Origin of the sequence: Halomonas sp. MCCC 1A11062 (genome assembly GCF_021404355.1) — a bacterium.
Classification (GTDB): domain Bacteria; phylum Pseudomonadota; class Gammaproteobacteria; order Pseudomonadales; family Halomonadaceae; genus Halomonas; species Halomonas aerodenitrificans.
On sequence record NZ_JABFTW010000022.1, the window covers coordinates 1 to 25,184 of the forward strand.

A 25,184-nucleotide genomic window follows, 5' to 3' on the forward strand; every position below is an offset into this window, starting at 1 on the left:
TGGCGGCCAGCATCACCGAGACGATGACCACGGTCAGCGCCAGGCCGCCGCGCAGGTTGGCCAGCAGCAGACGCATCACCGCGAACATCTTCTCGGTGACCCCGGAGTCGTTGAGAAAGCGTGCCATCAGCACGAACAGCGGAATGGCCACCAGGACGTAGTTGTCCATGGCGTTGCCGTAGATGTTGTTGATGATGGTGCCGAGCACGCGCTCGCCCGGGCCCAGGTAGGCGCCGATGACGGCCACGCCGCCCAGCACGAAGGCCAGCGGATGGCCCATGAACAGGCCGATCAGCAGCCCGCCGAACATCACCAGGGTGAGCAGTTCGGGACTCAGGTTCATGCGGCTCTCTCCTCGCGCAGCTGCTGGATGGCGCGGATGACGATGGCGATGGCCTGCAGCAGGATCAGCACGGCGGCCACCACGATCACCCCCTTGATCGGATAGACCGGGATCGAGACCATGCCGTAGGTGGTCTCGCCGCGGCTGTAGGAGCGCAGGAAGAAGCTCCAGCCCAGGGTGACCAGCATGTAGATGAACGGCACGAAGAAGATCAGGTAGCCGAGGATCTCGAGCAGCGCCTGCTTCTTGCGCGACAGCAGGCGCTTGAGCACGTCGACCTCGACGTGAGCGTGATGGCGCAGCGCGTAGGCCGCCATCAGCATGAAGTGGGCGCCGAACAGCATCTTGGTGATGTCGAAGGCCCAGTCGCTGGGGCGCCCGGTGAACAGGCGCAGGGCGATATCGTAGAGCACCACCAGGGTGATGACGGCGATCAGTGGCGCAATGACCCGCCCGAACAGCTCGTTGAGCGTGTCGATCGCCTTGGCAATCGCATTCATGGGTCCAGTCTCCGACGTCGGAACGACAGCCGCCCCGGGTGGGGCGGCCGGTACAGCCTTACAGACAGGCTTCGATCTCTTCGAGCGAGGGCAGGTTGTCCATGGTGCGGCTCATGTTGAACGGCGCGGAGATGTCACGCCAGGTGGCGTAGTGCTCCAGGTAGCCGATCATGGAGTGGTAGACCTTGGCGTGGTCCGGGTGCTCGCAGGCGCCGCGCAGGATCACCTCGTTGGTGATCTCCTGGATGCGCTCCAGATCCTCGTCGGAGAGCTGATTGATGGTCACACCGGCATCGATGAACTGCTCGGTACCTTCGGTGGAGCCGCGCTCGGACCAGGCGATGGACCAGGCCATGGTGGCATCGGCGGCGATCTTCAGCTTCTCCTGGGTCTCCTCGGAGAGGGCGTCCCAGGCATCGCGATTGATCATCACGCCGAATACGCTGGCAGACTGGTGCCAGCCCGGCACCGACCAGTACTCGACCACTTCGGCGAAGCCGGCATTGTAATCCACCCCCGGGGTGGAGAACTCGGCGCCGTCGACCACGCCACGCTCCACCGCCTGATAGATCTCGCCGCCGGCCAGCGTCACCTGAGAGCCGCCCAGCTGCTCGAGTACGCGGCCCTGGTCACGCCCGGAGAGGCGCAGGCGCTTGCCGTCGAGATCGGCCAGGCTCTCGATGGGCGTGCGGCCCATGAAGCCCGACTCGTTGTTGGTGATGCCGTAGGGCAGGTAGACCATGTCGTACTGGCCGTAGATCTCCTGGTAGAGGTCCCAGCCGCCCCACTGCTGAATCCAGTTCAGGTAGTCCACAGCGTTGAACAACATGGTGGTGGTGGCCAGCGGTGAGAAGGCCGGGTTGCGGCCGGCCCAGTAGCCGGGCCAGTCGCCGGCGGCTTCGATACTGCCGGTCTCGGTGGCGTCGAACACCTCGGTGCCAGGCATCAGGGTGCCGCCGGCGCGGAACTCGATCTGCAGCTCGTCGCCGGCGATCTTGTTGACCAGCTCCACCCAGTGGCGGTCGATCTGGATCAGATCGATGCTGTCCGGCCAGGTGGAGGTCATGGTCCAGCGCTCCTGGGCCTGAGCGGTGGTGGTGAAGGCGGCCAGAGCGATGCCGGCCGCCAGGCCGGAGATGGCGAATTTCGTCTTCATCTTCATGTCGTGCTCCCTTCTGGGTCTTATTGTGCTGCAGTAAAGAGAAGATCTTGCCAGGCGGCATGCCGCAGTCGTTGTGATTTGCTGAATGATCGGTCAGGCCGCCAGAGAACATCGACAAGCTAGCACGCTGGCATGACCGGAATCGATAGCTGGCTACGGTGCTGAGCAGGGTTGAGCCGAGCATCGGTTACGTTTAATTAAGAAAGAATGGGAGGTGGATCTATCTGTATTGTAAGGTAAAACTTCGGCCTGCCGGCAGGGTGGGGCAGGAGAGAGAAGAGGGTGAGAATAGACCAAAGTCTATCCACATAACGCGGCAGACGGCGCCCGGTCGGGCGCCGTCGCTGTCATCAGCGTCAGCTGTAGACCTGAGCAGGCAGCCAGGTGGCCAGCGGTTCGTAGAAGAACACCAGGAACAGTCCCAGCAACTGCAGGGCCACGAAGGGAGCCACCCCTTTGTAGATGTCGAGCGTCGTGATGCCCGGTGGGCAGACGCCCTTGATGTAGAACAGCGCGAAGCCCACTGGCGGCGTCAGGAACGACATCTGCAGGCAGATGGCGAAGAGGATGGCGAACCACACCGGATCGACGCCCAGGCTGAACACTACCGGGGCGACGAGCGGCAGGATGATCAGCGTGATCTCCACCCAGTCGAGGAAGAAGCCGAGCAGGAACACCACCAGCATGATGGTCAGCACCACGCCGGCCGGGCCGAAGGGCAGCCCGGTAATGGCGTTGCGAATCACGTCGTCGCCGCCCAGCCCGCGCAGCACCACGGCGAAGATGGTGGCGCCGACGAAGATGCCGAAGATGAAGGCAGTGGTGCGGGTGGTCTGATAGAGCGCCTTTGACACCACGTCGAAGTTCAGGCGGCGATTGAACAGGGCCAGCAGCACGGCGCCCAGCGCGCCCACCGCGGAAGCTTCTGTGGTGGTGGCAAAGCCGGTGAAGATCGAGCCGAGTACCGCCACGATCAACGCCAGGGGCGGCAGTACGGCGATCAATACCTCGAGCAGGGCGCGGGCATTGAGGGGCTGGCGGTTCTCCGGAGCCGGGGCCAGATCCTTCTTGATATAGGCGGCGATCACGATGTAGGCGATGTACATCACCCCCAGCATGATGCCGGGAATCAGTGCGCCCATGAACAGTCGGCCCACCGAGGCTTCCGAGGTGCCCAGGCGGTCGGCCATCAACACCAGCATGATGCTGGGCGGCACCAGGATGCCGAGGGTGCCCACCGAGCAGGCGGTGCCCACGGCCAGCGACTTGTTGTACTTCGCTTGCAGCATGGGGCCGATGGAGAGCATGCCGAGCAGCACCACTGAGGCGCCGACGATGCCGGTGGAGGCGGCCAGCAGCACGCCGACGATGACCACCGTGACGGCATAGCCGCCGCGCAGCCCGCCGAGAACGCGCACCAGGGAGTTCATCAGCCGCTCGGCGATGCCGGAGCGGTCGAGCATGATGCCCATGAAGATGAAAAGCGGCAGGGCCACCATCAGCTCGTTGGCAATGATGCCGTAAAGACGCCGGTCGAGAACGCCGATGGTGCCGCCCCAGGAGAACCACAGATCGGCCCCCATGTGCTCGACCAGCACATGGCCGATGACGGCGAACAGGAAACCGATGCCGGCCAATGCCCAGGCCACGGGGAAGCCGATCAGCAGTAGCCCCATGAAGCCGGCGAACATGCCGATGACGAGAATTTCTTCGAGACCCATGATCTTCCTCGCACAGGCACGTTAGCGGTGGTCCACCGGGCGCCGCAGAGGCAGCTGCCGGGGGAATCCGAAGAGATAGGTACAGCAGCGCAGCGCTCGTGATGACAAGGCGATGGCGATCAGCGCCATGCCGATCGGCAGGGTGCTCTTGATGATGAAGCGGTAGGGTAGGCCGCTGGGCGCCTGGGAGCGTTCGCCGCGGGCGAAGGAGCGCTGGGCGTACTCGGTGAGCCCGTCGACCATGAAGTAGAGCACCGGCAGCACCAGCAGCACGATACACAGCAGCTCGACCCAGGCCTGGAAGCGCAGCGAGAACTTGTCACGCAGCACGTCCACGCGTACGTGGTCGTCGGTGACCACGGCGTAGGCCAGAGTCAGGATCATCGTCGCGCCGAAAAAGTGCCACGAGAGCTCTTCCAGGGCGATGGAGCCGCGGCCCAGGATGAAACGACTGAACACATTGGTAAGCACCACGGCGAGCGTGACGAGCCATAGCCAGGAAAGCAGCTTGCCGAGAACGGCAATGGCTGTGTCGATCACATGGCTGACACGGTTGGTGGGTAGCTCCGGGCGCAGCGGGGTGTCGTCCGGGGGAGCGTCGGGAAGCGGTATAGACATCGTGCAGCCTCTTGCATGTTGCCGCTAGCCGGGAGGCCGGGTGCCGGTGGCAATGCCACCGGCACCCGGCACCCGGCGCCCGGCGCTTGCCGTCAGTTGGAGTTGGGCGAATAGTAGGAGCGCGGCAGGTAGCCTTTGGCGTGCCAGTTGCCATGGACCTGCATCCATTCACGCTGGCTCTCCAGCACGCGGGCGAAGAGCTCGTCGTTACTGGCCATCTCGTCCAGCACGCCCATGGTGACGCTTTCCAGCTCGGCCAGGATCTCCGGCGACAGGGTCTGGGCGTTCACGCCCTCGGCTTCGAAGCCGGCCAGGGCCTGGGGGTTCTCCCACTCGCTCTCGGAGAAGCCGAACAGCGTGGCGGAGCGGCAGCCGATCTCGATCTGGGCGCGGCTCAGGTCGGAAAGGTCGTCCCAGGTCTCCTGGTTCACCAGCAGGTGCGAGGTGGTGTAGGTCTGGTGCCAGCCCGGCATGATGTAGTTCTGCACGATTTCCTGCATGCCCAGGATGCGGTCTACGGCCGGAGCGGAGAACTCCAGGGCGTCGATGGTGCCGCGCTCCATGGCCTGGTAGAGCTCGCCACCGGGCAGCATGGTGACCGAGGCGCCGAGCTGCTCCATGACGCGGCCGCCGATGCCGGCAAAGCGGATGCGCAGGCCGTCGATCTGATCGAGAGATTCCAGCGGCTCGGCGAACCAGCCGGCGGCTTCCGGCCCGATCACGCCGCACAGCAGCGCCTTGACCCCGTAGGGCGCGTACACTTCCTGCAGCAGCTCGTTGCCATCGCCGAAGTAGTGCCAGGCCATGAAGGCGGGCGGCTCCATGCCGAAGGGAGGGCCGGAGAGCAGCGGCAGTACCGGGATGCTGCCCTGGTCGTAGCCGATCCAGGTGTAGCCGGCCGGGTAACGGCCTTCCGAGACGGCATCGAGGATCTCGAACGGCGGGATCAGCTCGCCCGGCTCGTAGTAGCGCAGGTTGATGTTGCCGCCGGAGATCGCTTCCAGCGTTTCGGACAGATGAACGACCGGCGTACTCAGGCCCACCAGGTGTGAAGGAAAGGCGATGGGCACCTGCCAGCGAACGCGCTCCTGAGCGCTGGCGGTGCTGGTCATGGCGGCGCCGGCCAGGATCACGGCGGCTGTCGTGCCGGCCAGCTTGAAGCGTGTGGACACCTTGGGGCCAGTTGAGGCTTGCATAGACGCGACTCCACTTGTTGTGACGGGTATTGTTTTAGGGAAAGGCCTATTCCAGCGCTGAATTAGCCATGCAACTCAAAGGGAAAGCAATAATGGAAAATTGGTCAGACCAATCGGCGTGCGTGAGACCTTGCTAAGGTGAATCATGTTTCGATAGGTAACTGATGGTGTTTTGTTGTGATCTCCCGGAAAAATTGCGCTTTTCCTCTAGATTCTGTGCTTATTTTTAGCGTGCTTAGGCTTTTCGGTGTGTTTGGAAGTGCGACCAATTGTTAATGCAAAGAGGCGTGTGGGGAGAGTGAGCGGTGAGGGGCGGAGCGATGTGCGAGCGAGAGGCGAGAGCAATATTTAATTGGTCTGACCAAATGGCTGCGCGTGGATGGCGCGGCCTTGTGTGGTCGACCTCGCCTGCCGACACGGCGCGGCAGCAAGCGCTGGCCATCTGGCAGGCCCGCGCTTGGCAGCGCCCCTGCTGGGTGTCGTCGGCGGCACCCGAAAAGGCGTGGCAGCAGGGATGGCTGCCGCCGGCCAAGGCCCGCACCCATCTGGGCGGCGAGCACGACCTGATCGTCTACGATGCCGCCAGTGAAGCGGGTTTCGATGCGGACGCGTTCGGTGCTCTCAGCGGTACCCTGCGGGCAGGCGGCCTGCTGCTACTGCTGCTGCCAGCGGCCGCTGGCGACCAGACGGCCAGCCACTACATGGCCCGCTTGCGTGAACGCTTGGCGCAGGCGACGGATGCCGTGCACTGGACACCCGGCGAGCCGCTGCGGCTGCCCGAGCCCAAGTCCGAGCCCGACCGGCCCCGGCCGCTACCCGACAGCGGCGACCCCGATTGCCTTACCCGCGACCAGCGCCAGGTGGTGGAGCGCCTGGTTGGCCTCAGGCGCCGGCGACCGCTGGTGATCACCGCCGACCGGGGCCGCGGCAAGAGCGCCGCGCTGGGTATCGCCTGCGCCCGCCTGCTGAGCGAAGGGCAGGAGAAGATCTGGGTGACGGCGCCGCGCCTGGCGGCGGTCGAGGCGCTGTTCGAGCGCCTGGAGGCGCTGCGTCCCGCGGGCCACCGTCATGGCGGACGCTTCGACGATGAGGGCGGCGGACGCGTCGAGTTCGTGGCCCCCGACGAGCTGAGCGCCCGGGTCGAGCGCGGCGAGGCAGGCGGTCAGGGAAGCTGGCTGCTGGTGGACGAGGCCGCGGCCATACCCGCCGCCCTGCTCGGGCAGTGGCTCGAGGCGTTTCCGCGCATCGCCTTCGCCACTACCGTGCACGGTTACGAAGGCTCCGGGCGCGGTTTCGCCCTGCGCTTTCGCCCGCGGCTCGAGCGCCAGACGCCGGACTGGCGCGAATGTCATCTCGCCGTGCCGATACGCTGGGCCGAAGGCGATCCGCTCGAACGACTGGTCGGCGACCTGCTGCTGCTCGATGCCGAGCCGCCGGGGGTGACCTCGAAGCCGCTGCAGGAGTGGATCTGGCAGCCCGAGGTGCTGGCTGGTGACGAGCCCGCGTTGCGCCAGATATTCGGCCTGCTGGTGCAGGCCCACTACCGCACTGCGCCGAGCGACCTTCAGCGGCTGCTCGATGCGCCGGAGCTCAGGGTCAGGACGCTGACGGACGGCCCCCATACCCAGGCGGTGGCAGTGTGCGCTGACGAAGGGGGCTTTACGCCCGAGCTGGCGGAAAAGGTGGCGCGAGGCGAGCGGAGGCTGCCGGGGCATCTGCTGGCCCAGTCGCTGGCCGCCCATGCCGGCTGCCGTGAAGCGCTCACGGCCCGACTGCGGCGGGTGCAGCGTATCTCGGTGCATCCCCAGCGTCGCCGCGAGGGGCTGGGGGCGCGGCTGCTGGAGGGCGAGCGCGCAGCGGCGCGGGAGGCCGGCGTCGACCTGCTGGGCGCCAGTTTCGGCGCCGAGCCGGGGCTGCTCGCCTTCTGGCGCTCTCAGAGATTTCACACGGTGCGGCTGGGGCTGTCGCGGGAAACCTCGACCGGAGAGCATGCCGTCATGGTGGTGGCGCCGCTCACGGCCAGGGGGGAAGCCCTGTGCGCAACGTTGACGCGGCGCTTCCATGAGTTGCTGCCGGTTCTGCTCGCCTTCGAGCTGGCCGAGCTGGAGCCGGAGGTCGCCCTGGCGCTGCTGGCGGAAGGGGAGCGAGCGGAGCTCGATGCGGCCGAGTGGTGCGACCTGGACGATGTGGCCCACGGCCACCGCGAGCCGGCGCTGGCGCGTCTCGCCCTGCAGCGGCTGATACGCCGCGCGGCCGTGGCGGGGCGGCATGACCCCGAGCTGGCATGGCTCGCCGCCTGGGCCTTCCAAGGGCGCGACATTGCCTGGCTGGCCGCCCGGGCCGGGGCCGACGGACGACGACAGGTCATGGCGCGGATGCGCGATATCGTGGCCACGCTGCTGGCCGGCGAATCGCCCGGTCGTTGAGCGGGCTTTTCCCGGCGTTGTCGGCCCGGTAAGGTAGGCCGGTTACCCTCATGCAGATCGAACATGAACGAACATCTCGAGCAACTCTCGCCACAACCGCTGTGGCGCCATTTCCGCACGCTGTGCAATACGCCTCGTCCGTCAGGGCACGAGGCCGAACTGGTGGCGATCCTCGAGCGCTGGGCAGAGCAGCATGGGCTCGCCCACGACCGCGACGACTACGGCAACCTGCGCTTGAGCAAGCCCGCTACGCCGGGCCATGAAGAGGCGCCGGGCATCATCCTGCAGGGCCATCTCGACATGGTGGCCCAGGCCAACGCCGATCATCCCCACGACTTCACCCGCGACCCGATCGACACCTACGTGGACGACGGCTGGCTGCGCGCCCGTCATACCACGCTGGGTGCCGACAATGGCCTCGGGGTGGCGGCGGCGCTGGCGATCCTGGAGGACGACACCCTGGTGCACGGTCCGCTGGAGGCGCTGTTCACCCTTGAGGAAGAGAGCTCCATGGGCGGCGCCTTGCAGCTGGCGGAGCACTGGCTGCAGGGCAGCGTGCTGCTCAATCTCGATTCCGAGGACCGCGGCGAGGTCTTCATCGGCTGCGCCGGCGGTGCCGACATCGTGGTGGAGGCGCAACTGCCCACCGCCGATTCGGGAGCCGACGAGGTGGCCCTCGAACTCGCCCTGACCGGGCTGATGGGCGGCCACTCCGGCATCGACATCCATCGCGGGCGCGGCAATGCCAACCGCCTGCTGGTGCGCGTGCTCAGGGCGCTGGAAGCCTACGACATCCGCCTGGTCAGCTATCGTGGCGGTACGCTGCGCAATGCCATCCCGCGGGAAGCCTTCGCCACCGTCGTGCTGCCGGCCGATGAGGTCTCCGCCGCCGAAAACCGGGTGAAGGCGCTCGAACAGCAGCTGCGTGCCGAGCTGGCCGGTGTCGACGAAGGGCTGGCCGTGACCGTGGCGCGCGTGGCAGAAAGACCCGCCCAGGCGCTCAACGCCCATGCCAGCAGCATGCTGTTGGCGGCGCTCAACGCCGCACCCTACGGCGTGGAACGCATGAGCAGCGCGGTGCCCGGCGTGGTGGAAACCTCGAACAATCTGGGCGTGGTGAACCTCGACGAAGGGCGCTTCCATCTCTGCGCCCTGGTGCGGTCGCTGCGCGACAGCGCGGTGGCGGATCTGGCCGATCGTTTCCGCGGTCTGTTCGATCTGATCGGGGCGCGCACCCGGCTGGAAAACGCCTACCCCGGCTGGACGCCTGCCCCCGACAGCGCCCTGCTGGCGCGCTTCGAGCGTCTGCATCGGCAGCTGGTGGGACGCGAGCCGGCGGTCAAGGTGATTCATGCCGGGCTCGAGTGCGGCATCCTGGCCGGCAAGTATCCCGGCCTCGAGATGATCTCCTTCGGCCCCTCGATTCGCGGCGCCCACTCGCCCGACGAGCGGGTGGAGCTGGACTCCGTGGTGGAGTTCTGGAACCTGCTGCGGGCGTTGATCGAGGATCTGGCCGCGGACAGCGCTTGAGGCTGCTGGGCTTGAAACGACCCGGCGCCGCGCCCGATGGGCGGCGCCGGGCAGTGCCTCAGGCGTGCTGGCGGCTGTGCTTGCCCTCGGCGATCTCCTCGACCAGCTTGCTGCAGAAGGCGTCGAGGTCGTCGGGCTTGCGGCTGGTCACCAGGCCGCTATCCACTACCACCTCCTGGTCCACCCATTCGGCGCCTGCGTTACGCAGGTCCATCTCCACCGAAGGGTAGGAGGTCATGCGGCGGCCCTTGGCCACGCCGGCGTTGATCAATACCCAGGGGCCGTGGCAGATGGCGCCCACCGGTTTGTGCTGCTCGAAGAAGCGCCGGGTGAAGGCCAGCGCCTGCTCGTTCTGACGCAGAGTGTCGGGGTTGAACAGGCCGCCGGGAAGCTCCAGGGCGTCGTAGTCGCCGGCATCGACTTGGTCGAGCTTGCGATCGACGTCATAGGAAGGCCCCCAGTCGGTGCCGGCCCAGGCACGGATACTGTCCTTGTCCGGCGCGATGACGTGCACCGTGGCCCCTTCGCGCTCGAGCGCGGCCTTGGGCTCGGTGAGCTCCGACTCCTCGAAGCCGTCGGTGGCCAGGATGGCGACGGTCTTGCCTTTCAGCTTCTCGCTCATTCGCTACCTCCTTGCTCCTTGTGCGACGCATAGGGTTGTGCGACGCATAGGGCATCACTGCCCCTTACTCACCATAAAACGGCAAGAGCCGAAGGCAAGGGAAGTGGGGTATCGGACCGTGACTCGATGTAGTGGCCTGTAAGTCCAAGCGTCAGTGGTTGACCTGGATGCGAACCACGGGATAGCCCCCTACGGTGACCAGCGGGACATCGGTGTGGCCTCGGTAGTGATGGTCGTATCTAGGAGGAGCGTAATAGTGGTGCTCCACGACGCGATGGGCGGGTCGGGAGTGACGATGGGCGCGATGATGGCGCCGATGCTTCGGTGGTTTGCCGCGATGGTCGCGCACGTAGTAATGGTGATGATGAATCTGGGTGCCATGAGCGGCATATCGGCCATGGTCGGCGCTTGCCGACATTGAGAAAGGCAGCGACAAGGCGGCTACCAGAGCGGTGAAGATCAGACGTTTCATGGGGGTTCTCCTCAAGTGCCAACGACACGTTACGGTCACCCCTTCTTTTCCCTGACCCCATTATAGCGGTGAAAAGCGAGCATAGTGAACACTGTTCGACTATGCTCGTCGCTCCTGATCACCGCTTGTTACCCTGCGACCTCTTTGGACTGCCTATGGGCAGGTTCTCAGCCCAGGTAGGCGTTGAGCATCCAGACGGTTTTTTCCTGCTCACGGATGTAGTCGCCGGCCTGGGCGGCGGTGCCCTCGTCGTCGGCATCCGAGGCCAGCGCCAGCACTTCGCGCTGCAGCTCGATAAGGGTCTGATAGCCCTGGAGCACACCGCGCACGCAGGCTTCGCCGTCGTGTACGTCCTTGTCCTCACGGATCTGCGACATGGCCACGTAGTCGCTGTAGGCGTGCACCGGCTTGTGTCCCAGGGTCAGGATGCGCTCGGCCACCTCGTCGACCTTGGTCAGCAAGTCGGTGTAGAACTCCTCGAACTTGGTGTGCAGCTCGAAGAACTGCGGCCCCTTCACGTTCCAGTGATAGCCGCGAACGTTCATGTAGAAGATCTGATAGTTCGCCAGCAGAGCGTTGAGCTTCTCGGCGAGCTGACTGGCGCTGCTCTCGTGCAGACCGATGGCATTGGTGTCACTCATGCGCGTTCTCCTTGTCGCGTAATGGGATTTCCTCAAGTCTACGTGTCGATATGGCGTCGCTTAAGCAATATCTCAACATCGGCACGATAGCCGCTCTGCATGATGTGCGCATGACGCCGGCGACGGTCAAGCGGGGGCGGCTCGTTGACGCAGTGACGATGCTCGGGAACCCCAGCGGCCGTTGGCACTCTCAAGACGGCAGCGGCACCCTTGCAAGGTGGGCTGTGCGGCGTAGACTGCGCCCTATGACGAAAGGAGACACCTCATGCGCCAGTGGTGGTGGATGATGCCCGGATTGGCCTTGCTGGCAGGCTGCCAGACGACACCGACGATGCTGCCCACCGCAGAGCCGCAGCCGGCCGCGGAGTGCCGCTGGGAGGCCGATGGCATCGAACCGCGTGAATGGGTGCGCCGTGCGCTCAACGCGCTTGAAGCGGACGGCTTCGTCGTGCGCGACACCGAGCCGGCGGTGGGGTTGGTCAGCGCCGACCGAACTCGGACGATACCCGGCTACGGCGATCGCTACGACAGCTGGGAGCGCACCGGCTTCTTCGGTGGCGTGGGTATCGGCGCTGGCCGCGGGGTTTCCACCGGCATGATGATCGGCTTCGGTGGCGCCGGCGGCAGCATCGCCCAGGACGCCACCCAGCTCGAGCGCGTATCGGTGATCGCCGACCCGGGCGGGGTGCGGGTCAGTCGCGACATTCAGGTGATCGACTGGCGCGGCGAACTGCGCGAGACCCGCAGCGGTAGCGACGCGCCCTTCTGTGGTTCGCTGCGCCAGGCCATGACGGCCGGGGAGGCGCTGTGATGCGTCGTGCTGTTCTGGTGTCGCTGTTGGCCCTGCTGCTGGCGGGCTGTGCGACGACCACACCGGCCCCGGAACCGCGTGAGCTGGCGTTTGCCGCAGCGCCGGAAGCGGTACTGCAAGAGGCCCTCGGCGTGCTGGCCGACGAGGGCTACGTGATTCGCCGTGCCGATGCCGAACGGGGCCGCGCAGAGGCGGCGCTGGCACGTTGGCCCGGCTATCGGGTCGACGTTGCTGTGGTGCCGGAGGGCCAGGGAGCCCGTGCTTCGTTGAGCGCCACCCGCGGCGGCAGGCCGCTGCCGCCACATCTGCTAGACCCTCTGTTGGCCGAGCTTCAGCGCCGGCTGGGCTTGGCGCCTTGATCGACGTCATTGGTTCTCATGAGAGACACGTTGAGACATGAATCGCTTGCATGATCTTTTTTCCATCAGGGCAAAACGTGCCTGGCTCGCAATCCTGCTGCTGGGCCTGCTGCCCGGCCTGGCGCTGGCCCACCCCCATGGCTGGATCGACATTCGCGTACGCCTGGTGGTCGACGACGAAGGGCGCCTGGAGGCGCTGCATCAGGCCTGGCGGATGGATCCCTTCTACAGCCTGGTGTTGCTGGAGGAGCTGAGCCGCACCGAGGGCGGCCTGGAAGCGGGCCTCGACCGCCTGGGCGGCGAGATCCGTGGCAACCTGGCACCGTTCGACTACTTCACCGAGATTCGCCTGGGCGAGGAGCGGCTCGGTCTGGGTGACGTCTCCGAGTACACCGTGATGGAGCGTGGCGGTCGGGTCGAGTTCATCTTTCTGCTGCCGCTGGAGACGACCCAGCCGCTCAATGGCCAAACGCTGCAGTACAAGGTGTTCGATCCCACCTATTACCTCGAGGTGGTACATGAGGCAGAGGGGGAAACGCCGCTCGACGACGCCTTGCTGGTGAGCGGCGAGCTGGGCTGCAGCACCCGGATCGTTCCCGCCAATCCCGATCCCGAGCTGGTGATGCAGGCCGCCATGCTGGACGTCACCGACGAGGCGGAGCCCGGCTTGGGGCGTCACTTTGCCGAGACCGGAGTCGTCAAATGCGAGTAGTGGCAAGAGCGCACCCCCGTACCCGTACCTGGCTTCTCGGGCTGGGCCTATTGGTCGTGGCCGTGCTGTTACTGAGCTTCTTCGTGCAAGGCGGTCTGCAGTCGCTGAGCCTGCAACTGGTGGCCTGGCAGCGCGACTTCCACCGCGCCCTGACCATGGCGATCACCAACTTTTCCGGCACCCCATCAGCGAGTGCCTGGGCGGCGCTGCTGGGCATCAGCTTCGCCTACGGGGTCTTTCATGCCGCAGGCCCGGGGCATGGCAAGGCGGTGCTGACGACTTATCTGCTCTCCCAGGGCGGCGCGGTGCGCCGGGCGTTGGGTCTCTCCTTTGCCGCTTCGATGCTGCAGGGGGTGGTAGCCATCAGCCTGGTGGTGGTGCTGGTGCATGGCTTGGGCTGGGTCACCCGGCAGGCGATGGGCAGCGTGGTGTGGGTCGAGCAGGCCAGCTTCCTGATGGTGGCGCTGCTGGGGGCCTGGCTGTGTTGGCGAGCGATTCGTCAACTGCGTCGGACGTCGCCGGCAGCAGCAGAGCGCTCTGCCCAAGCGCACGACCATGCACATGGGCATGCGCACGACCACGACCACTCACATGACCATGACCACGCTCACTGCTGCGGCGGGCATCATCACGTCGATCCCCAGCAGGCTGCCGATTGGCGCACGGCGCTGGCTACGGTGGTCTCTATCGGCATCCGTCCTTGCAGCGGCGGGGTTCTGCTGCTGGGGGCCGCCAGCCTGCTGGGTCAGTTTGCCGTGGGCGTGGCGGCGGTCATGGTGATGGCGCTGGGCACGGCGCTGACCGTTTCCGCGCTGGCGTTGGCCAGCGTCTTCGCCCGGGGCTGGGCCGAAAAGCAGCTGGCGAGGCAGAACGGTCTACAGCGGGCCAGCCGCCTGCTCGGCTGGGTGGCCCTGGCGGGCGGGCTCGCCATCATGTCGTTGGGTATCTCGCTCTCGGTGACCGGAATCACCCAGCCGACTTCTGCCCCCATGCTGGGCGAGCCCCCGGCCCGTAGTGCGCCGGCGCAGCCGCCGACCGGTGGGCACCCCTTAGGCGGCTGAGGGAATCACAGGCGCGACTTCAACCCACCCAACTGGGCCAGCAGGTGATCGCGCATGTTGGCCAGTTCATTCAGGTCGTAGGGCTGCGCCTCGCCCTGCCCCCACACCGGCCCCGGCCAGGCCGCGTCGGCCTGCCGGCGGGCCACCACGTGCACGTGCAGTTGGGCGACCACGTTGCCCAGGTTGGCCACGTTGATCTTGTCGGCCCCGGTCATCGCCTTGAGCATGCGGCCCATCTCGCTGGCCTCATGCCACAGCTGGCGCTGGTCCTCCTCGTCCAGGTCGAATACCTCGCTCACCCCCTCGCGCCGCGGGATCAGAATCAGCCAGGGAAAGCGGGTATCGTCCATCAGTCTGAGCTGACATAGCGGCAGCTCGGCGACCGGGTAGCTGTCCCTGACCAGGCGTTCATCCAGCTCCACTGACGACATATCGACTCTCCCTCACGATGGCGATAGCCCATCATGGCACAAGCGCGGGGGAGCGTCTGCCAGCCTCGGTGGGCGCTTCGCTGCGTTAGCGACTAAAGTGAAGGGGTCAGGCCAGACGAACAGGAGAACGACGATGAAACGGACGGTGGCGACTATGCTGGCATTGCTGCTCGGGCTGTCACTGCTCAGCGGGTGCAACACCATGCGCGGCATGGGCGAGGACATCGAGGCCGGCGGCGAGGCGATTCAGCGGCAGTCGAATTCATATTAGCGTTTTTCAAAATGGCAACCGGCTGTTACGCTGACAAAGGCCATTGCTTCACGGCAAGGAATGGAATTCCCGAAAGTTATTTCAAGGAGATACGACCATGAAGAGAGCGATTGCCTTGGGCTTTGCCCTGCTGATGACAGCCGGTGCCCTGGCGGGGTGCAACACCATGGAAGGCGCGGGCCAGGACGTCGAGCGTGGCGGACAGCACGTGCAAGACGCCGCCCAGTAAACCCTAGCGGTCCGGCTTGGCAGCATGCGGGCGACCTGGCAGTCTCCCCGTGTGCTGCCTGAATCAATAGACCCTTCCCCTCCCCTTTAGTGAGATCTTCGCATGGTTAGCCCATTGCGTTTTTGCCTGGCTTCTTTCAGTGCGTTGTTGTTGGCAGGATGTGCGCCTATGTCCAATTCGAATCCATCTCAAGCCCATGACCCTGCGCCCAAGCCGCCCGAGGTCAGTGAGGGAGAGGATGCCTGTGGCGCCCGTCACGTGCAGGATCGCGTCGGCCGGCGCTATGACGAAGCGCTGGGCGAGTCGATCCAGCGCGAGAGCGGTGCCGCCACGCTGCGGGTGATCCGCCCGGGCCACGCTTATACCATGGAGTACCGCGGCGACCGCATCAACGTCCATATCGACGACGGCGATACCATCACCGACATCGGCTGCGGCTGATACGGGCGCGGTCGGTCATACCTGGCCGTGCTCCGCCTGTGCGCGGCGCTCGGCCTCCTCGGCCTGCTTGCGCAATTTCTTGCGCAGGGCGGCTTTCTCGAAGCGTAGCTTCTGCAACGGCGTTGCCAGCTTCAGCGGTGGTACCGGCGCCGGTTTGCCGTCGGCGTCTACTGCCACCAAGGTCAGGTAGCAGCTGTTGGTGTGGCGGATCACCTTGTCACGAATGTTCTCGGCCACCACCTTGATGCCGATCTCCATCGATGAGCGGCCCACGTGATTGACGCAGGCCAGGAAGGTGACCAGTTCACCAACGTGGATCGGCTGCTTGAACAGCACCTGGTCGACCGAGAGCGTCACCACGTAGTGGCCGGAGTAGCGGCTGGCGCAGGCATAGGCCACCTCGTCGAGCTTCTTGAGGATGGCGCCGCCGTGCACCTTGCCGCTGAAGTTGGCCATGTCGGGCGTCATCAGCACCGTCATGCTCAGCTCGTGCTGGCCGGGAAGATCCAGGGGAAGGCTGTCGGAGCCGGCCATGTAGGTACCTCTCTTCGTTATCTTTTCGCGGTTGCCGCGTTGCATGAGAGCGGCAGCGCCGCCGGGGCGCTGCCGCGAGTGGCGCCGAACCTGGACTAGAACCAGGTCAGGCCCACCGAGATGATCACCCCGGTGATCACCAGCTGAATCAGACAATAGCCCATGATGTCCTTGGCTTTCAGCCCGGCGATGGCAAGTACCGGCAGGGCCCAGAACGGCTGCAGCAGGTTGGTCCAGGCATCGCCCCAGGCCACGGCCATGGAGACGCGCGCGACATCGACGCCGAGCGCTTCGGCAGCCGGCAGCATGACCGGTGCCTGCACGGCCCACTGGCCGCCGCCGGAGGGCACGAACAGGTTGACGATACCGGCACTGATGAAGGACCAGAACGGCAGCGAAGTTTCGGTGGCGAACGAGATCAACCCCTGAGACATGGACTCCGCCAGTCCCGACTGCACCATGATCGCCATGATGCCGGCATAGAAGGGGAACTGAATGACGATGCCGGCCCCGCCCTTGATCGCCTCGTTGAGGCTCTCCAGCAGGCTGCGTGGCGTGCGGTGCAGCACGATGGCCAGCGACAGGAACAGGAAGTTGACGATGTTCAGGTTCAAGCCGCCGCCGCGGAACACGAAATGGTCGAGCAGGAAGATCACCCCGGGTATGCCGACCAGCCAGGCCAGGGTGACGCTGTTCTCGAGACGTTCGGCAGGGCGGGTGATGCGCACCCGGGCGGCCGGGGCATCGTCGAGCAGTTTGGGGTCGACGTAGACGCTCTCTTTTTCATCGGGGAGCATGGCCCGGTTGACCAGGGGAATGGCGACGAACAGGCACACCACGATGGCCAGGTTGAAGAAGGCGAAGATGGTCGAGCCGGTGCCGATCACGCCGATCTGCTCGGCGGTGAAGTGGCCCTCGGTGGCGATGGTCAGCGGAATGGAGCCGGCCAGGCCGCCGTGCCACACCACGAAGCCGGAGTAGGCGCTGGCCACCAGCAGGCGATAGTCGACCCGTATCAGGCGCGCCAGCTCCTTGGCGAACAGCGCACCTACCACCAGGCCGAAACCCCAGTTGATCCAGCTGGCCACCAGCGACACATAGGTCACCAGCAGGATGGCGCCGCCCGGCCCGTTGGCCAGCGCGGCGAGACGCTGCAGCAGCTTCTTGACCGGCGGCGAGCTGGCCAGCATGAAGCCGGTCACCAGGATCAGCAGCATCTGCATGGAGAAGGTCAGCAGGTTCCAGAAACCGTCGCCCCACATCCGCATCACGGCAAGCGGCGTCTGGCGTTCCACGCCGATGGCGGCGGCCGCGGCCACCACCGTCAGCAGCAGCACGAAGATGAAAGGGTCCGGCAGATAGCGGTCGACCAGCCTGACGGCGGGTCTCGAGAGGAATCTGAGCATGGCAGCGTCGCTTCTTCTGGTTGTCGGGTGTGCGTCTGAGAAAAATAGCGCAAACTCATCAGCTTGCCCTAATTAAATGGCGCTCGGCTCAACGGGAGCGGTTGGCCGTTGCCGGTGGCGCTGGCTCATTGGGCTGGTGGCACCACCGGGTACGTCGATGGTGCCAATAGTAGCCGACCAGCACTGCCGATCGCACCACGGAGAAGGTGAGGAACGCCAGCCACAGAGCGTGGTTGACGTATTCGAGCGGTGCGATCGTGCTGGCTACCCACCATACCGGCAGATAGCTCGCTAGAGCGATAAAGATACTGTTGCGCATCTCGCGAATCGCCGTAGCGCCGATGAAGACGCCGTCGAACAGATAGCTCCATACCGCGATCAGCGGCATGGCCACCATCCAGGGCAGGTAGATGCCAGCCGTTTCCCGCACTTCGGGCAGGCCGGTCAGCAGAGCGATGAGATACTGGCCGCCAAGGGCGAAGGCGAGTGCCGCGGCACCTGCCGTTACCAGCGAGAACCAGGCCGCGGCGCGTACGGCATGACCGAACTCGTCCCAGCGCCGGCGGCCGACGCTGCGTCCGATGGTGGCCTCGGCGGCGTGGGCGAAGCCATCCAGCGCATAGCTGGTGAGAATGATGAACTGCAGCAGCACGGCGTTGGCGGCCAGCACGGTGTCGCCCTGCACTGCGCCGCGGGAGGTGAAGAAGGCCATGACGAACAGCAGGCCCAGGGTGCGCAAGAAGAGATTGGCGTTGACCTGGAACAGCTCGCCATAGGCGACAAGCCGCAGCAGACGCTCGCGCAGAAAGCGGCCTTCCAACCGCTTAAGTTGGCGTGTGACCAGCCAGACACCGAAAACAAGGGCGGTGTAGTCGGCGATCACCGTGGCCCAGGCCACGCCGTCGCTGGTCATGCCCAGCCCCACCACGAACAGCAGGTCCAGGGCGATGTTGACGCTGTTGGTCAGCATCAGGATCGCCAGCGTCACCCGCGAATTCTGCTGGCCCAGGAACCAGCCGAGGATGGCGTAATTGGCCAGCACCGCCGGAGCCGAGAGGATACGGATCTGGGCATATTCGGCGGCGATTTCGGTAGCGACCTCGCTGCCGTCGAGCAGCCACAGCCCCAGTGATATCAGCGGCTGAGAGAACAGGATCAGCAGTGTTCCGATCCCCATGGCCAGCAGCAGTGCCTGCCCCAGCAGGTTGCGCACGTCACTGTCGCTTTCGCGGCCCACTGCCTGGGAGGTCAGCCCGGTGGTGCCCATGCGCAGGAAGCCGAAGCCCCAGAACAGGAAGCTGAACAGGGTGGCCCCCAGCGTGACGCCGGCCAGATAGCGCGAGTCCGGCAGGTGTCCGACCACGGCGGTATCCACCAGGCCCAGCAGCGGCACGGTGATGTTAGAGAGTATGATTGGCCACGCCAGCGTCCAGATGCGCCGTCTTGCCGCCGCGGGTGTTTCGCTATGCAGGGTCGTCATCGTACGTTTTCAAGAGAAACGAACCGAGCAGCATGGCGACAGAGGCGGCAGAACGCAACCGCGGTTGGCTACACTGGGAGCGGGCGTCGGCTGTAGGAACGTGACGTGAGGATGAGTCCGTTCGAGGCAGCGAGACGCAAGGGCAAGTTGCATGGGGCCATGGGGCAAAGGGTGAAAGGGGGAAAGATGATACGCATGACGAGAATCGTGACGGCGTTGGCGGTGGCATTGGCTCTGCTGCTTGGCAGCCTGCAGGTGCAAGCCCAGCAGCAGCGTATGGAGGCGCGGCCCAGCGGCGGGGCGATGATCGCCGACGCGCTGATTGCGCGGCCCTTGCTGCTGGTAGCGACCCTCGGCGGTACGGCGCTGTTCGTCGTTTCGCTGCCGTTCTCGGCGATGGGGGGCAATGTCGACCAGGCGGCCGAAACCCTGGTGAAAACCCCGGCCGAGGCGACCTTCCGCCGCTGCCTGGGCTGTACCTCGATCAACCCGCGACCTGCGCCGGCGGAGCGCTGAGCGAGCCGCGGCGAGTCAGGCTGCGGTGATCAGACGGTACTTGGTCATCAGCTCGTCGCGACTCTCGCGCCGCTCCGGGTCGAGGGGAATGCAGTCCACCGGACAGACCTGCTGGCACTGCGGCTCGTCATAGTGACCGACGCACTCGGTGCACAGGTTGGGGTCGATGACGTAGATCTCTTCCCCCGCCGAAATGGCATCGTTGGGGCATTCGGGTTCGCAGACGTCGCAGTTGATGCACTCGTCGGTGATCATCAGAGCCATTGGGGCTACCTCGCGATCGGGCGGGCCGTCTTCGGCCGCGCCCAGGTAAGGTGGCTCGGGAAAAGCCGAGTATTACGGTCAGGTATTGTAATGCTTGCGCAGCGCTTCGGCGACCTTGGGATGCACCAATCGCGAGACGTCACCGCCAAGCTTGGCGATCTCGCGCACGATGGTGGAGGAGATGTAGGAGTTCTCCACCGCTGGAGTAAGGAACACGCTCTCCAGCTCCGGCGCCTGGGCCCGGTACATGTTGGCCAGCTGCAGCTCGTACTCGAAATCGGAGACCGCACGCAGGCCGCGCAGGATGATGTGTGCCTGCTGCTCGGCCATCATGTCGGTGAGCAGGCCCGAGAAGCCGATCACTTCGACGTTGTCGAGGTTGGCCGAAACCTCGCGGGCCAGGGCGATACGCGCATCGAGGTCGAGCGCCGGGTTCTTGCCGGGGCTGGCCGAGATGGCGACCACCACCTTGTCGAACAGCAGCGAGGCGCGCTCGATCAGGTCGTAGTGGCCGTGGGTGATGGGGTCGAAGGTGCCGGGATAGACCGCGATTTTCATGGCGCTCCGCTCACTTGCACAGCTAAGGGGGGCTCAGGGTAACCGCCAGCGGCCGAGCCGACAACGTCGGCGGGCCGCCTCGAATCACTCTTCCAGCTTGCCGAAGGGGTTGTCCACTGCAAGCGATACCGGGCGTGCGTAGCCGGGGATGACGATATGGGTATCGTTGACCTCGAGCTCGGGCCCTTCCAGCACACCCTCGCCGAAGCGATAGCGCACCTCGTACTCGCCGCGATCGGCTGCGGCCAGATAGGCCTGGCTGGCCTCGCGCACCGCTTCGCGCCGTTGGCGCCAGGCCGCGACGGCGGCCTCGCCATGGCGCTGCGCCAGCAGCCGCTCGGTCACCATAGGGGAGAGAACGACGCCGGTGGCGTTGTTGCCGCCGAACCCCTTGGCGTTGATGAAGGCGGCATCGGCCGTGAACCGCTGCGGCTCGCGGGAGAAGTGCAGCCGCTCGGCGTAGACGTCGTCGGCCACCGCATCGAGAGTGGGAATGCCCGGCAGCAGGCCGTGGGCGAAGCTGCCGAGTGCGCTGGCCAACTGGTCGCCGGCGGCGCTGCCCTGGGAGTGGCCGACGAAGGCCTTCACCGCCACCACCGGCCAGTTTTCGATACCGTTCGCCTGGGCGACCAGATCGAAGACGTGGGACTCGGTCACGCGGTTCTTGGGTGTGCTGGTGCCGTGGGCATGCAGAAAGGTGCGCTCGCGCAGGGCAGTGTCGCCCAGCATGTCGCGGACCAGCGCGGCCGCCTTGCCCAGAGTGATGTAGTTGCCGATGCCGGGTGCGGAGATGGAGCGCTTCCAGCCGTCGGCATTGACGTACACGCCCGGCACGCTGCCGAGGATCTCGGCGCCCAGCTCCAGCGCCAGGGCATCGTCGAGCAGCAGAATGAACTGGCTGGCTTCGGCGATGGTGAAGCCGCAGTTGCGGGCGAAGGGGCGGCAGGCGCGCTGATAGTCGGCATCGGTGAGCAGCTCCAGGGCGTCCAGCGCCTTGAGGCTTTCGTCGTCGGCCAGCGCGCCCATGGCGCGGAAGCCCTCGATGATCTCGGGCGTCACTGGGGCATCGGAGGTGCCCACCATCACGGCGCGACGATGGCCGTTGCGAATGTCCTCCACGCCCAGGCGCAGGTTGTAGAGGAAGCTGGCGCAGGCGCCCAGGGCTGCCCCGGTGCCGCCCACGCTGCCGAGCACGTAGGCGTTGAGGAAGTCGGCCGGCATCTGCCCGTAGCCCAGCGGCATCTGCTTGGAGGTGGCCCGGTTGCCCGACACGAAGCTCTTGAGCAGCCCGCCCCAGCCTTCGTCGTCGAGCTGGCCGATGGAGTTGCCGGCATACACGGCGATGTCGTCGGGGTCGAGACGGTCGCGCAGCTCATCCCACGCCAGACCGCTGCTCGCCAGGCAGTCGCTGGCGGCAAAGATGGACATCGAAAGACCGCGCGGATGGTGCACGCTGCGGTAGTAGCGGCTGGGATCGAAGCCGCTGGGCAGCTGACCGGCGGCACGCACCAGAGCCGGCCGGGTTTCCGGCAGCAGCACGTCGAGTTCGCCGGCTGGCACCGTGACTTCCAGAGTGTGGCGGTCCAGCTCGCGCACCTGCCAGGTCGGCGGCAGCCGCTCGGGCAACTGACGGCGGCGGATACTGAAGGTCAGCTCCGAGCCCAGGCCCAGGCTGGCGCGGCGATTGGCCGGTAGCCCGTCGTCATTGAAGAGGGGATTCTCGATACGTCGGATCAACGTATGGTCGAGCACCTGCGCACGGCAGTTCTCGGCCAGGCGAGCGGCCTCGATAGGGTTTCCGGCGGTATCGTACCAGGTGCCTTCCCGGCAGGTGCCCAGCCCCATCATGGCGGCCAGGCCGAGCAGCAACGCCTGCTGCTCAACTTCGGGAAGGGCGTCGATCACGGTGCGACGAAACGCTTGATGGCCAGAGGTACGACCGGCGGCGTTGACGCCACCCATGCCGACGATCACCGGTAAGTGAGACAAGCCGCTTTCCTCGTTGTGCTGTTCGTGCGAGTCGGTAATGTAAATATAGGACTGGCGATCATAGCACCCGCTTCGGGATGTCGTCATGGGCGTAGCGTGCAAGTTGCGGCCAGCAAAGATAAAACAAACGTTTGAAATGTGACGGGAAACACGCTATCCTGATTCCGCTGTTTGAGTCATACGAGTGGGTATGTGGGCGCTTCCTTGTCGAAGCGCCTTTTTTTTCGCCCTGTCTCATCCCTCTCTCGTCCCTCTCGCCCCCCTCGCGCGCGCCGACATGGCTGCTAGAATGGCCGTTCGTCCGCTACCGATCGATCTGCCTAATGCATGCCACCTCCCGCCCCATCGCGACCAACCAGAGCGGCCCCCACCGGGACGTCGAGAAGCGCGTCGAACGGGCGCTGCGCCATCCGCTGCGCAAGCCCGTGGCCGAGCACACGCGGGCGGCGTTCGAGCAGGCCCTTGCGTGGTACGAGCATGAAGCCGGGGATGGGCAGCGTCCGCTGATACTCGACGCCGGCTGCGGCGTGGGGGTTTCCACCCGCGAGCTGGCCCGGCAGTTCGACGACCATGTGGTGATCGGCGTGGACCGCAGCGCCGAGCGGCTCTCCCGCGAGCACGGCGAGGTGGGCGAGAACGCCCTGCTGGTACGCGCCGACCTGGTGGACTTCTGGCGCCTGGCGCTGGCCGCCGGCTGGCAGCCGGTGCGGCACTATCTGCTCTATCCCAACCCCTACCCCAAGTCGGTGCATCTCAAGCAGCGCTGGCATGGGCATCCTGTGCTGCCGGCGATCCTGGCGCTGGGCGGCCGGCTGGAGCTGCGCTCCAACTGGCGGCTCTACGTCGAGGAGTTCGCCCTGGCGCTGGCGCAGGCGACCGGTACGACGGCTGCGGTGGAACCGTTCGACCCCGGCACCCGGTACCTCACGCCTTTTGAACGAAAATACCACACCAGCGGTCAGTCACTCTGGCGTCTGGTCGCCGAGCTGCCCCATGCCCCCGAACTGGTACCCTGCGACACGGAGAGAAGCTGATGGCGTTCGTCTATCTGGCCCTGGCCATCGTCGCCGAGGTCGTGGCGACCAGTGCGCTCAAGGCGACTCATGGTTTCACACGGCTCGGCCCCAGTCTGGTGGTAGTGGTCGGCTACGCGATTGCCTTCTATATGCTGTCGCTGGTGCTGCGTACCATTCCGGTGGGCATCGCCTATGCCATCTGGGCCGGCCTGGGTATCGTGCTGGTGGCCCTGGTCGGTATCGTGGTGTACGGCCAGCGTCCGGATCTGCCGGCGGTGCTCGGTATCGGTCTGATCGTTGCCGGTGTGGTGGTGATCCAGTTGTTTTCACGAGTTTCCCACTGACGAGCGTCACGTGGGCTTTAGATGGATGGTTCGATGATTTCGAGAACTGTTGCCAGGCTTGGCTGCCTGCTTCTGTTGTGCGGTTCGATGCTGCCGGTGGCGGCGCTCGGGTCGGGCTTTGCCGAGCTCGGAAAGATGACCGAGAGCGGCTTTCGCATCAGCGCCGAAGCGCGGCTGCTGGGTGACGGTGGGCGTGACGGCGTCCTGCTCGGCGCCATCGAGCCGCAGCGCCAGCTGTCGCCGGCCTCGGTGTCCAAGGCCTACCTGGCGGCCGCTGCGCTCGACCGCTGGGGGCCCCAGCACCGCTTTGCCACCCGGCTGGTCAGCACCGCTGAACTCGATGCCAATGGTGTGCTGCGCGGCGACCTGATACTCGACGGCGGCGGCGACCCGGGGCTCTCCAGCGAGGACCTGTGGCGGCTGACCCAACGGCTGCATCAGGCCGGCGTACGCGAGATCGAAGGGCGCCTGGTGGTCAGCCAGTGGCGCTTCGGCCCGGTGGAGTGCATCACCACCGACCGCTGCGAGGCACACTCGCGCACCGCCAACAGCTACAGCGCGCTGCTCTCCTCGGCCGGGGTCAACCACGGCAACTGGTGCGTCAACGTCGCGCCGGGAGCGGCGGCGGGCGAGCCGGCCCGCATCACCAGCTGCGACAGTCAGGGGCTGATCCTGGAGGTCGACAACCGGATCGAGACGCGCCCGCCCGACAGCGGCACCGAGTTCAGCGCCGAGCGCGTGACCCGCGAAGAGGGCGACGTGATGCTGCTGCGCGGCCAGATTTCACTCAACGCCTCGCCTCGGGACGTCTACCGCGCCAGCGGCGACTCCGCCCGGCAGACCGCCCGCACGCTGATGGCCATGCTCGAGCAGGCCGGTATCGGCGTGGGCGGGGGCTACGTCACCAGCATCGAGCAGCCTGCCGCTTCCGCGCGAACGCTGGCGCAGGTGGAGAGCAGGGCGCTGCAGGAGCTGCTGCTGCATGTGATGAACTACTCCAACAACTTCATGGCCGACGTGCTGGCGCTCAACCTGGTGGATACCCCCAGGGCGGACCTGCTCCAGGCCGGCGAGGCGATTCAGCAGTACGTGGACGGCCTGCCCGATCACGGCCCGGTGATCATGCTCAGCGGCAGCGGCCTGACCACGGAGAATCGCACCTCGGCCCACGGCAGCAACGTGCTGCTGGAGAGCATGTTCCACCGCTCTTCGCTGTTCCCCAGCTTCGTCGCCAGCTTCCAGTCACCGGCCAACGGCGTGTCGCGCTTCATTCGTCGCGGCTCGCCGCTGTTCCAGGACCACATCATGCTCAAGACCGGCACCCTCAACCAGCCCTACGCGGTGCGCGCCGTGAGCGGCTACTTCCGCACCCGCTCGGGGCGCTGGGGCGTGTTCACGGTGATGGTCAACGGCACTTCGTCCACGCCCTGGCTCAACTGGGCGCAGGTGCTGGATCCGCTCTCCGAAGACCTGGCGCGCATGATCGAGGCGCACTGAGGCCGATTCAACCCGCAATTCAGGATGCGAGACG

General features: G+C 65.8%; 29 protein-coding genes. 13 read left to right on the forward strand and 16 right to left on the reverse strand.

Translation table 11 applies throughout. The features are described from left to right. The 6 genes from HOP58_RS18480 to HOP58_RS18505 form a co-directional block, all read right to left on the reverse strand. Positions 1–343 (reverse strand): TRAP transporter large permease subunit (locus tag HOP58_RS18480; protein WP_234261138.1); only part of this gene is annotated, 343 nt, incomplete at its 3' end. After that, complete coding sequence (locus HOP58_RS18485) at positions 340–843, reverse strand: TRAP transporter small permease subunit (protein WP_234255745.1); 504 nt, start codon at positions 841–843, stop codon at positions 340–342. The genes HOP58_RS18485 and HOP58_RS18480, both read right to left, overlap by 4 nt. Positions 844–901: 58 nt before the next feature. Continuing rightward, positions 902–2,005, reverse strand: coding sequence for a TRAP transporter substrate-binding protein DctP (dctP, locus tag HOP58_RS18490; protein WP_234255206.1), 1,104 nt, complete (start codon positions 2,003–2,005; stop codon positions 902–904). Positions 2,006–2,361: 356 nt separating this feature from the next. Further along, positions 2,362–3,726, reverse strand: a complete 1,365-nt coding sequence (locus HOP58_RS18495) for a TRAP transporter large permease subunit (protein ID WP_234261139.1) — start codon at positions 3,724–3,726, stop codon at positions 2,362–2,364. A 21-nt stretch (positions 3,727–3,747) separates the two neighbouring features. Further along, positions 3,748–4,344: a TRAP transporter small permease subunit gene (locus tag HOP58_RS18500; RefSeq protein ID WP_010627451.1), complete on the reverse strand. Its 597-nt coding sequence runs from the start codon at positions 4,342–4,344 to the stop codon at positions 3,748–3,750. Between the two features lie 92 nt (positions 4,345–4,436). Beyond that, positions 4,437–5,540, reverse strand: a complete 1,104-nt coding sequence (locus HOP58_RS18505; protein WP_010627452.1) for a TRAP transporter substrate-binding protein — start codon at positions 5,538–5,540, stop codon at positions 4,437–4,439. A gap of 365 nt (positions 5,541–5,905) precedes the next feature. On the opposite strand from HOP58_RS18505, the gene HOP58_RS18510 reads away from it, so the two are divergent. Both HOP58_RS18510 and HOP58_RS18515 read left to right on the forward strand, forming a co-directional pair. After that, complete coding sequence (locus HOP58_RS18510; RefSeq protein WP_234261140.1) at positions 5,906–7,966, forward strand: GNAT family N-acetyltransferase; 2,061 nt, start codon at positions 5,906–5,908, stop codon at positions 7,964–7,966. A gap of 63 nt (positions 7,967–8,029) precedes the next feature. After that, entirely contained in the window at positions 8,030–9,496 is a 1,467-nt protein-coding gene (locus HOP58_RS18515; protein ID WP_234261141.1) for an aminoacyl-histidine dipeptidase, read from the forward strand. A 58-nt stretch (positions 9,497–9,554) separates the two neighbouring features. On the opposite strand, the gene HOP58_RS18520 is transcribed toward HOP58_RS18515, so the two are convergent. The 3 genes from HOP58_RS18520 to HOP58_RS18530 all read right to left on the reverse strand — a co-directional run bounded on the left by HOP58_RS18520 (position 9,555) and on the right by HOP58_RS18530 (position 11,231). Next, on the reverse strand, positions 9,555–10,118 hold the full coding sequence (locus tag HOP58_RS18520; protein ID WP_010627455.1) for a type 1 glutamine amidotransferase domain-containing protein: 564 nt from the start codon (positions 10,116–10,118) through the stop codon (positions 9,555–9,557). A 151-nt stretch (positions 10,119–10,269) separates the two neighbouring features. Beyond that, positions 10,270–10,590, reverse strand: coding sequence for a hypothetical protein (locus HOP58_RS18525; RefSeq protein ID WP_141638551.1), 321 nt, complete (start codon positions 10,588–10,590; stop codon positions 10,270–10,272). Between the two features lie 167 nt (positions 10,591–10,757). Next, positions 10,758–11,231 (reverse strand): Dps family protein, encoded by a 474-nt coding sequence (locus HOP58_RS18530; protein WP_234261142.1) that lies wholly within the window; start codon positions 11,229–11,231, stop codon positions 10,758–10,760. A 265-nt stretch (positions 11,232–11,496) separates the two neighbouring features. Between HOP58_RS18530 and HOP58_RS18535 the strand changes: the two genes are divergently transcribed. The 4 genes from HOP58_RS18535 to HOP58_RS18550 are packed head-to-tail and all read left to right on the forward strand — an operon-like array spanning position 11,497 to position 14,174. Continuing rightward, positions 11,497–12,042, forward strand: coding sequence for a hypothetical protein (locus tag HOP58_RS18535; protein WP_010627457.1), 546 nt, complete (start codon positions 11,497–11,499; stop codon positions 12,040–12,042). After that, complete coding sequence (locus HOP58_RS18540) at positions 12,042–12,401, forward strand: hypothetical protein (protein WP_010627458.1); 360 nt, start codon at positions 12,042–12,044, stop codon at positions 12,399–12,401. Before HOP58_RS18535 ends, HOP58_RS18540 begins: the two co-directional genes overlap by 1 nt. Before the next feature lie 37 nt (positions 12,402–12,438). Then, positions 12,439–13,113 carry a DUF1007 family protein gene (locus HOP58_RS18545; protein WP_010627459.1) on the forward strand — a complete coding sequence of 225 codons (675 nt, stop codon included), beginning with the start codon at positions 12,439–12,441 and terminating at the stop codon, positions 13,111–13,113. Beyond that, complete coding sequence (locus HOP58_RS18550) at positions 13,104–14,174, forward strand: sodium:proton antiporter (RefSeq protein ID WP_234255203.1); 1,071 nt, start codon at positions 13,104–13,106, stop codon at positions 14,172–14,174. The genes HOP58_RS18545 and HOP58_RS18550 overlap by 10 nt, the downstream gene beginning before the upstream one ends. 5 nt (positions 14,175–14,179) lie before the next feature. On the opposite strand, the gene HOP58_RS18555 is transcribed toward HOP58_RS18550, so the two are convergent. Then, on the reverse strand, positions 14,180–14,605 hold the full coding sequence (locus HOP58_RS18555) for an HIT family protein (RefSeq protein WP_234255201.1): 426 nt from the start codon (positions 14,603–14,605) through the stop codon (positions 14,180–14,182). 133 nt (positions 14,606–14,738) lie between these two features. Here HOP58_RS18555 and HOP58_RS18560 point away from each other — a divergent pair, with 133 nt between their 5' ends. The 3 genes from HOP58_RS18560 to HOP58_RS18570 all read left to right on the forward strand — a co-directional run bounded on the left by HOP58_RS18560 (position 14,739) and on the right by HOP58_RS18570 (position 15,546). Next, positions 14,739–14,876, forward strand: coding sequence for an entericidin A/B family lipoprotein (locus HOP58_RS18560; RefSeq protein WP_010627462.1), 138 nt, complete (start codon positions 14,739–14,741; stop codon positions 14,874–14,876). A 97-nt stretch (positions 14,877–14,973) separates the two neighbouring features. Beyond that, positions 14,974–15,105, forward strand: a complete 132-nt coding sequence (locus HOP58_RS18565) for an entericidin A/B family lipoprotein (RefSeq protein ID WP_010627463.1) — start codon at positions 14,974–14,976, stop codon at positions 15,103–15,105. Positions 15,106–15,273: 168 nt separating this feature from the next. Further along, entirely contained in the window at positions 15,274–15,546 is a 273-nt protein-coding gene (locus HOP58_RS18570) for an I78 family peptidase inhibitor (RefSeq protein WP_010627464.1), read from the forward strand. Positions 15,547–15,561: 15 nt separating this feature from the next. On the opposite strand, the gene HOP58_RS18575 is transcribed toward HOP58_RS18570, so the two are convergent. The 3 genes from HOP58_RS18575 to HOP58_RS18585 all read right to left on the reverse strand — a co-directional run bounded on the left by HOP58_RS18575 (position 15,562) and on the right by HOP58_RS18585 (position 18,966). After that, positions 15,562–16,080 (reverse strand): acyl-CoA thioesterase, encoded by a 519-nt coding sequence (locus tag HOP58_RS18575; RefSeq protein ID WP_234261143.1) that lies wholly within the window; start codon positions 16,078–16,080, stop codon positions 15,562–15,564. 95 nt (positions 16,081–16,175) lie between these two features. Further along, positions 16,176–17,486, reverse strand: coding sequence for a short-chain fatty acid transporter (locus HOP58_RS18580; RefSeq protein WP_010627466.1), 1,311 nt, complete (start codon positions 17,484–17,486; stop codon positions 16,176–16,178). 88 nt (positions 17,487–17,574) lie between these two features. Further along, the gene (locus tag HOP58_RS18585) at positions 17,575–18,966 is read right to left on the reverse strand and encodes an MATE family efflux transporter (RefSeq protein ID WP_234261144.1); all 1,392 of its coding nucleotides are present in this window, start codon (positions 18,964–18,966) and stop codon (positions 17,575–17,577) included. A gap of 195 nt (positions 18,967–19,161) precedes the next feature. Here HOP58_RS18585 and HOP58_RS18590 point away from each other — a divergent pair, with 195 nt between their 5' ends. Then, entirely contained in the window at positions 19,162–19,482 is a 321-nt protein-coding gene (locus HOP58_RS18590) for a hypothetical protein (RefSeq protein WP_010627468.1), read from the forward strand. Between the two features lie 15 nt (positions 19,483–19,497). Here the strand turns inward: HOP58_RS18590 and HOP58_RS18595 are convergent, their stop codons facing one another. The 3 genes from HOP58_RS18595 to HOP58_RS18605 form a co-directional block, all read right to left on the reverse strand. Beyond that, entirely contained in the window at positions 19,498–19,746 is a 249-nt protein-coding gene (locus HOP58_RS18595; protein WP_234261145.1) for a YfhL family 4Fe-4S dicluster ferredoxin, read from the reverse strand. A gap of 78 nt (positions 19,747–19,824) precedes the next feature. Beyond that, a complete protein-coding gene (coaD, locus tag HOP58_RS18600; RefSeq protein ID WP_010627470.1) occupies positions 19,825–20,304 on the reverse strand; it encodes a pantetheine-phosphate adenylyltransferase in 480 nt (159 codons plus the stop codon). Between the two features lie 84 nt (positions 20,305–20,388). After that, positions 20,389–22,266, reverse strand: a complete 1,878-nt coding sequence (locus HOP58_RS18605; protein ID WP_035590623.1) for a beta-ketoacyl synthase — start codon at positions 22,264–22,266, stop codon at positions 20,389–20,391. A gap of 350 nt (positions 22,267–22,616) precedes the next feature. Here HOP58_RS18605 and HOP58_RS18610 point away from each other — a divergent pair, with 350 nt between their 5' ends. The 3 genes from HOP58_RS18610 to dacB all read left to right on the forward strand — a co-directional run bounded on the left by HOP58_RS18610 (position 22,617) and on the right by dacB (position 25,150). Beyond that, complete coding sequence (locus tag HOP58_RS18610; RefSeq protein WP_234261146.1) at positions 22,617–23,327, forward strand: methyltransferase domain-containing protein; 711 nt, start codon at positions 22,617–22,619, stop codon at positions 23,325–23,327. Beyond that, positions 23,327–23,653 carry a multidrug efflux SMR transporter gene (locus HOP58_RS18615; protein WP_276574769.1) on the forward strand — a complete coding sequence of 109 codons (327 nt, stop codon included), beginning with the start codon at positions 23,327–23,329 and terminating at the stop codon, positions 23,651–23,653. The genes HOP58_RS18610 and HOP58_RS18615 overlap by 1 nt, the downstream gene beginning before the upstream one ends. Before the next feature lie 87 nt (positions 23,654–23,740). Then, positions 23,741–25,150 carry a D-alanyl-D-alanine carboxypeptidase/D-alanyl-D-alanine-endopeptidase gene (gene dacB / locus HOP58_RS18620; protein ID WP_234261175.1) on the forward strand — a complete coding sequence of 470 codons (1,410 nt, stop codon included), beginning with the start codon at positions 23,741–23,743 and terminating at the stop codon, positions 25,148–25,150. Positions 25,151–25,184 lie beyond the last annotated feature (34 nt).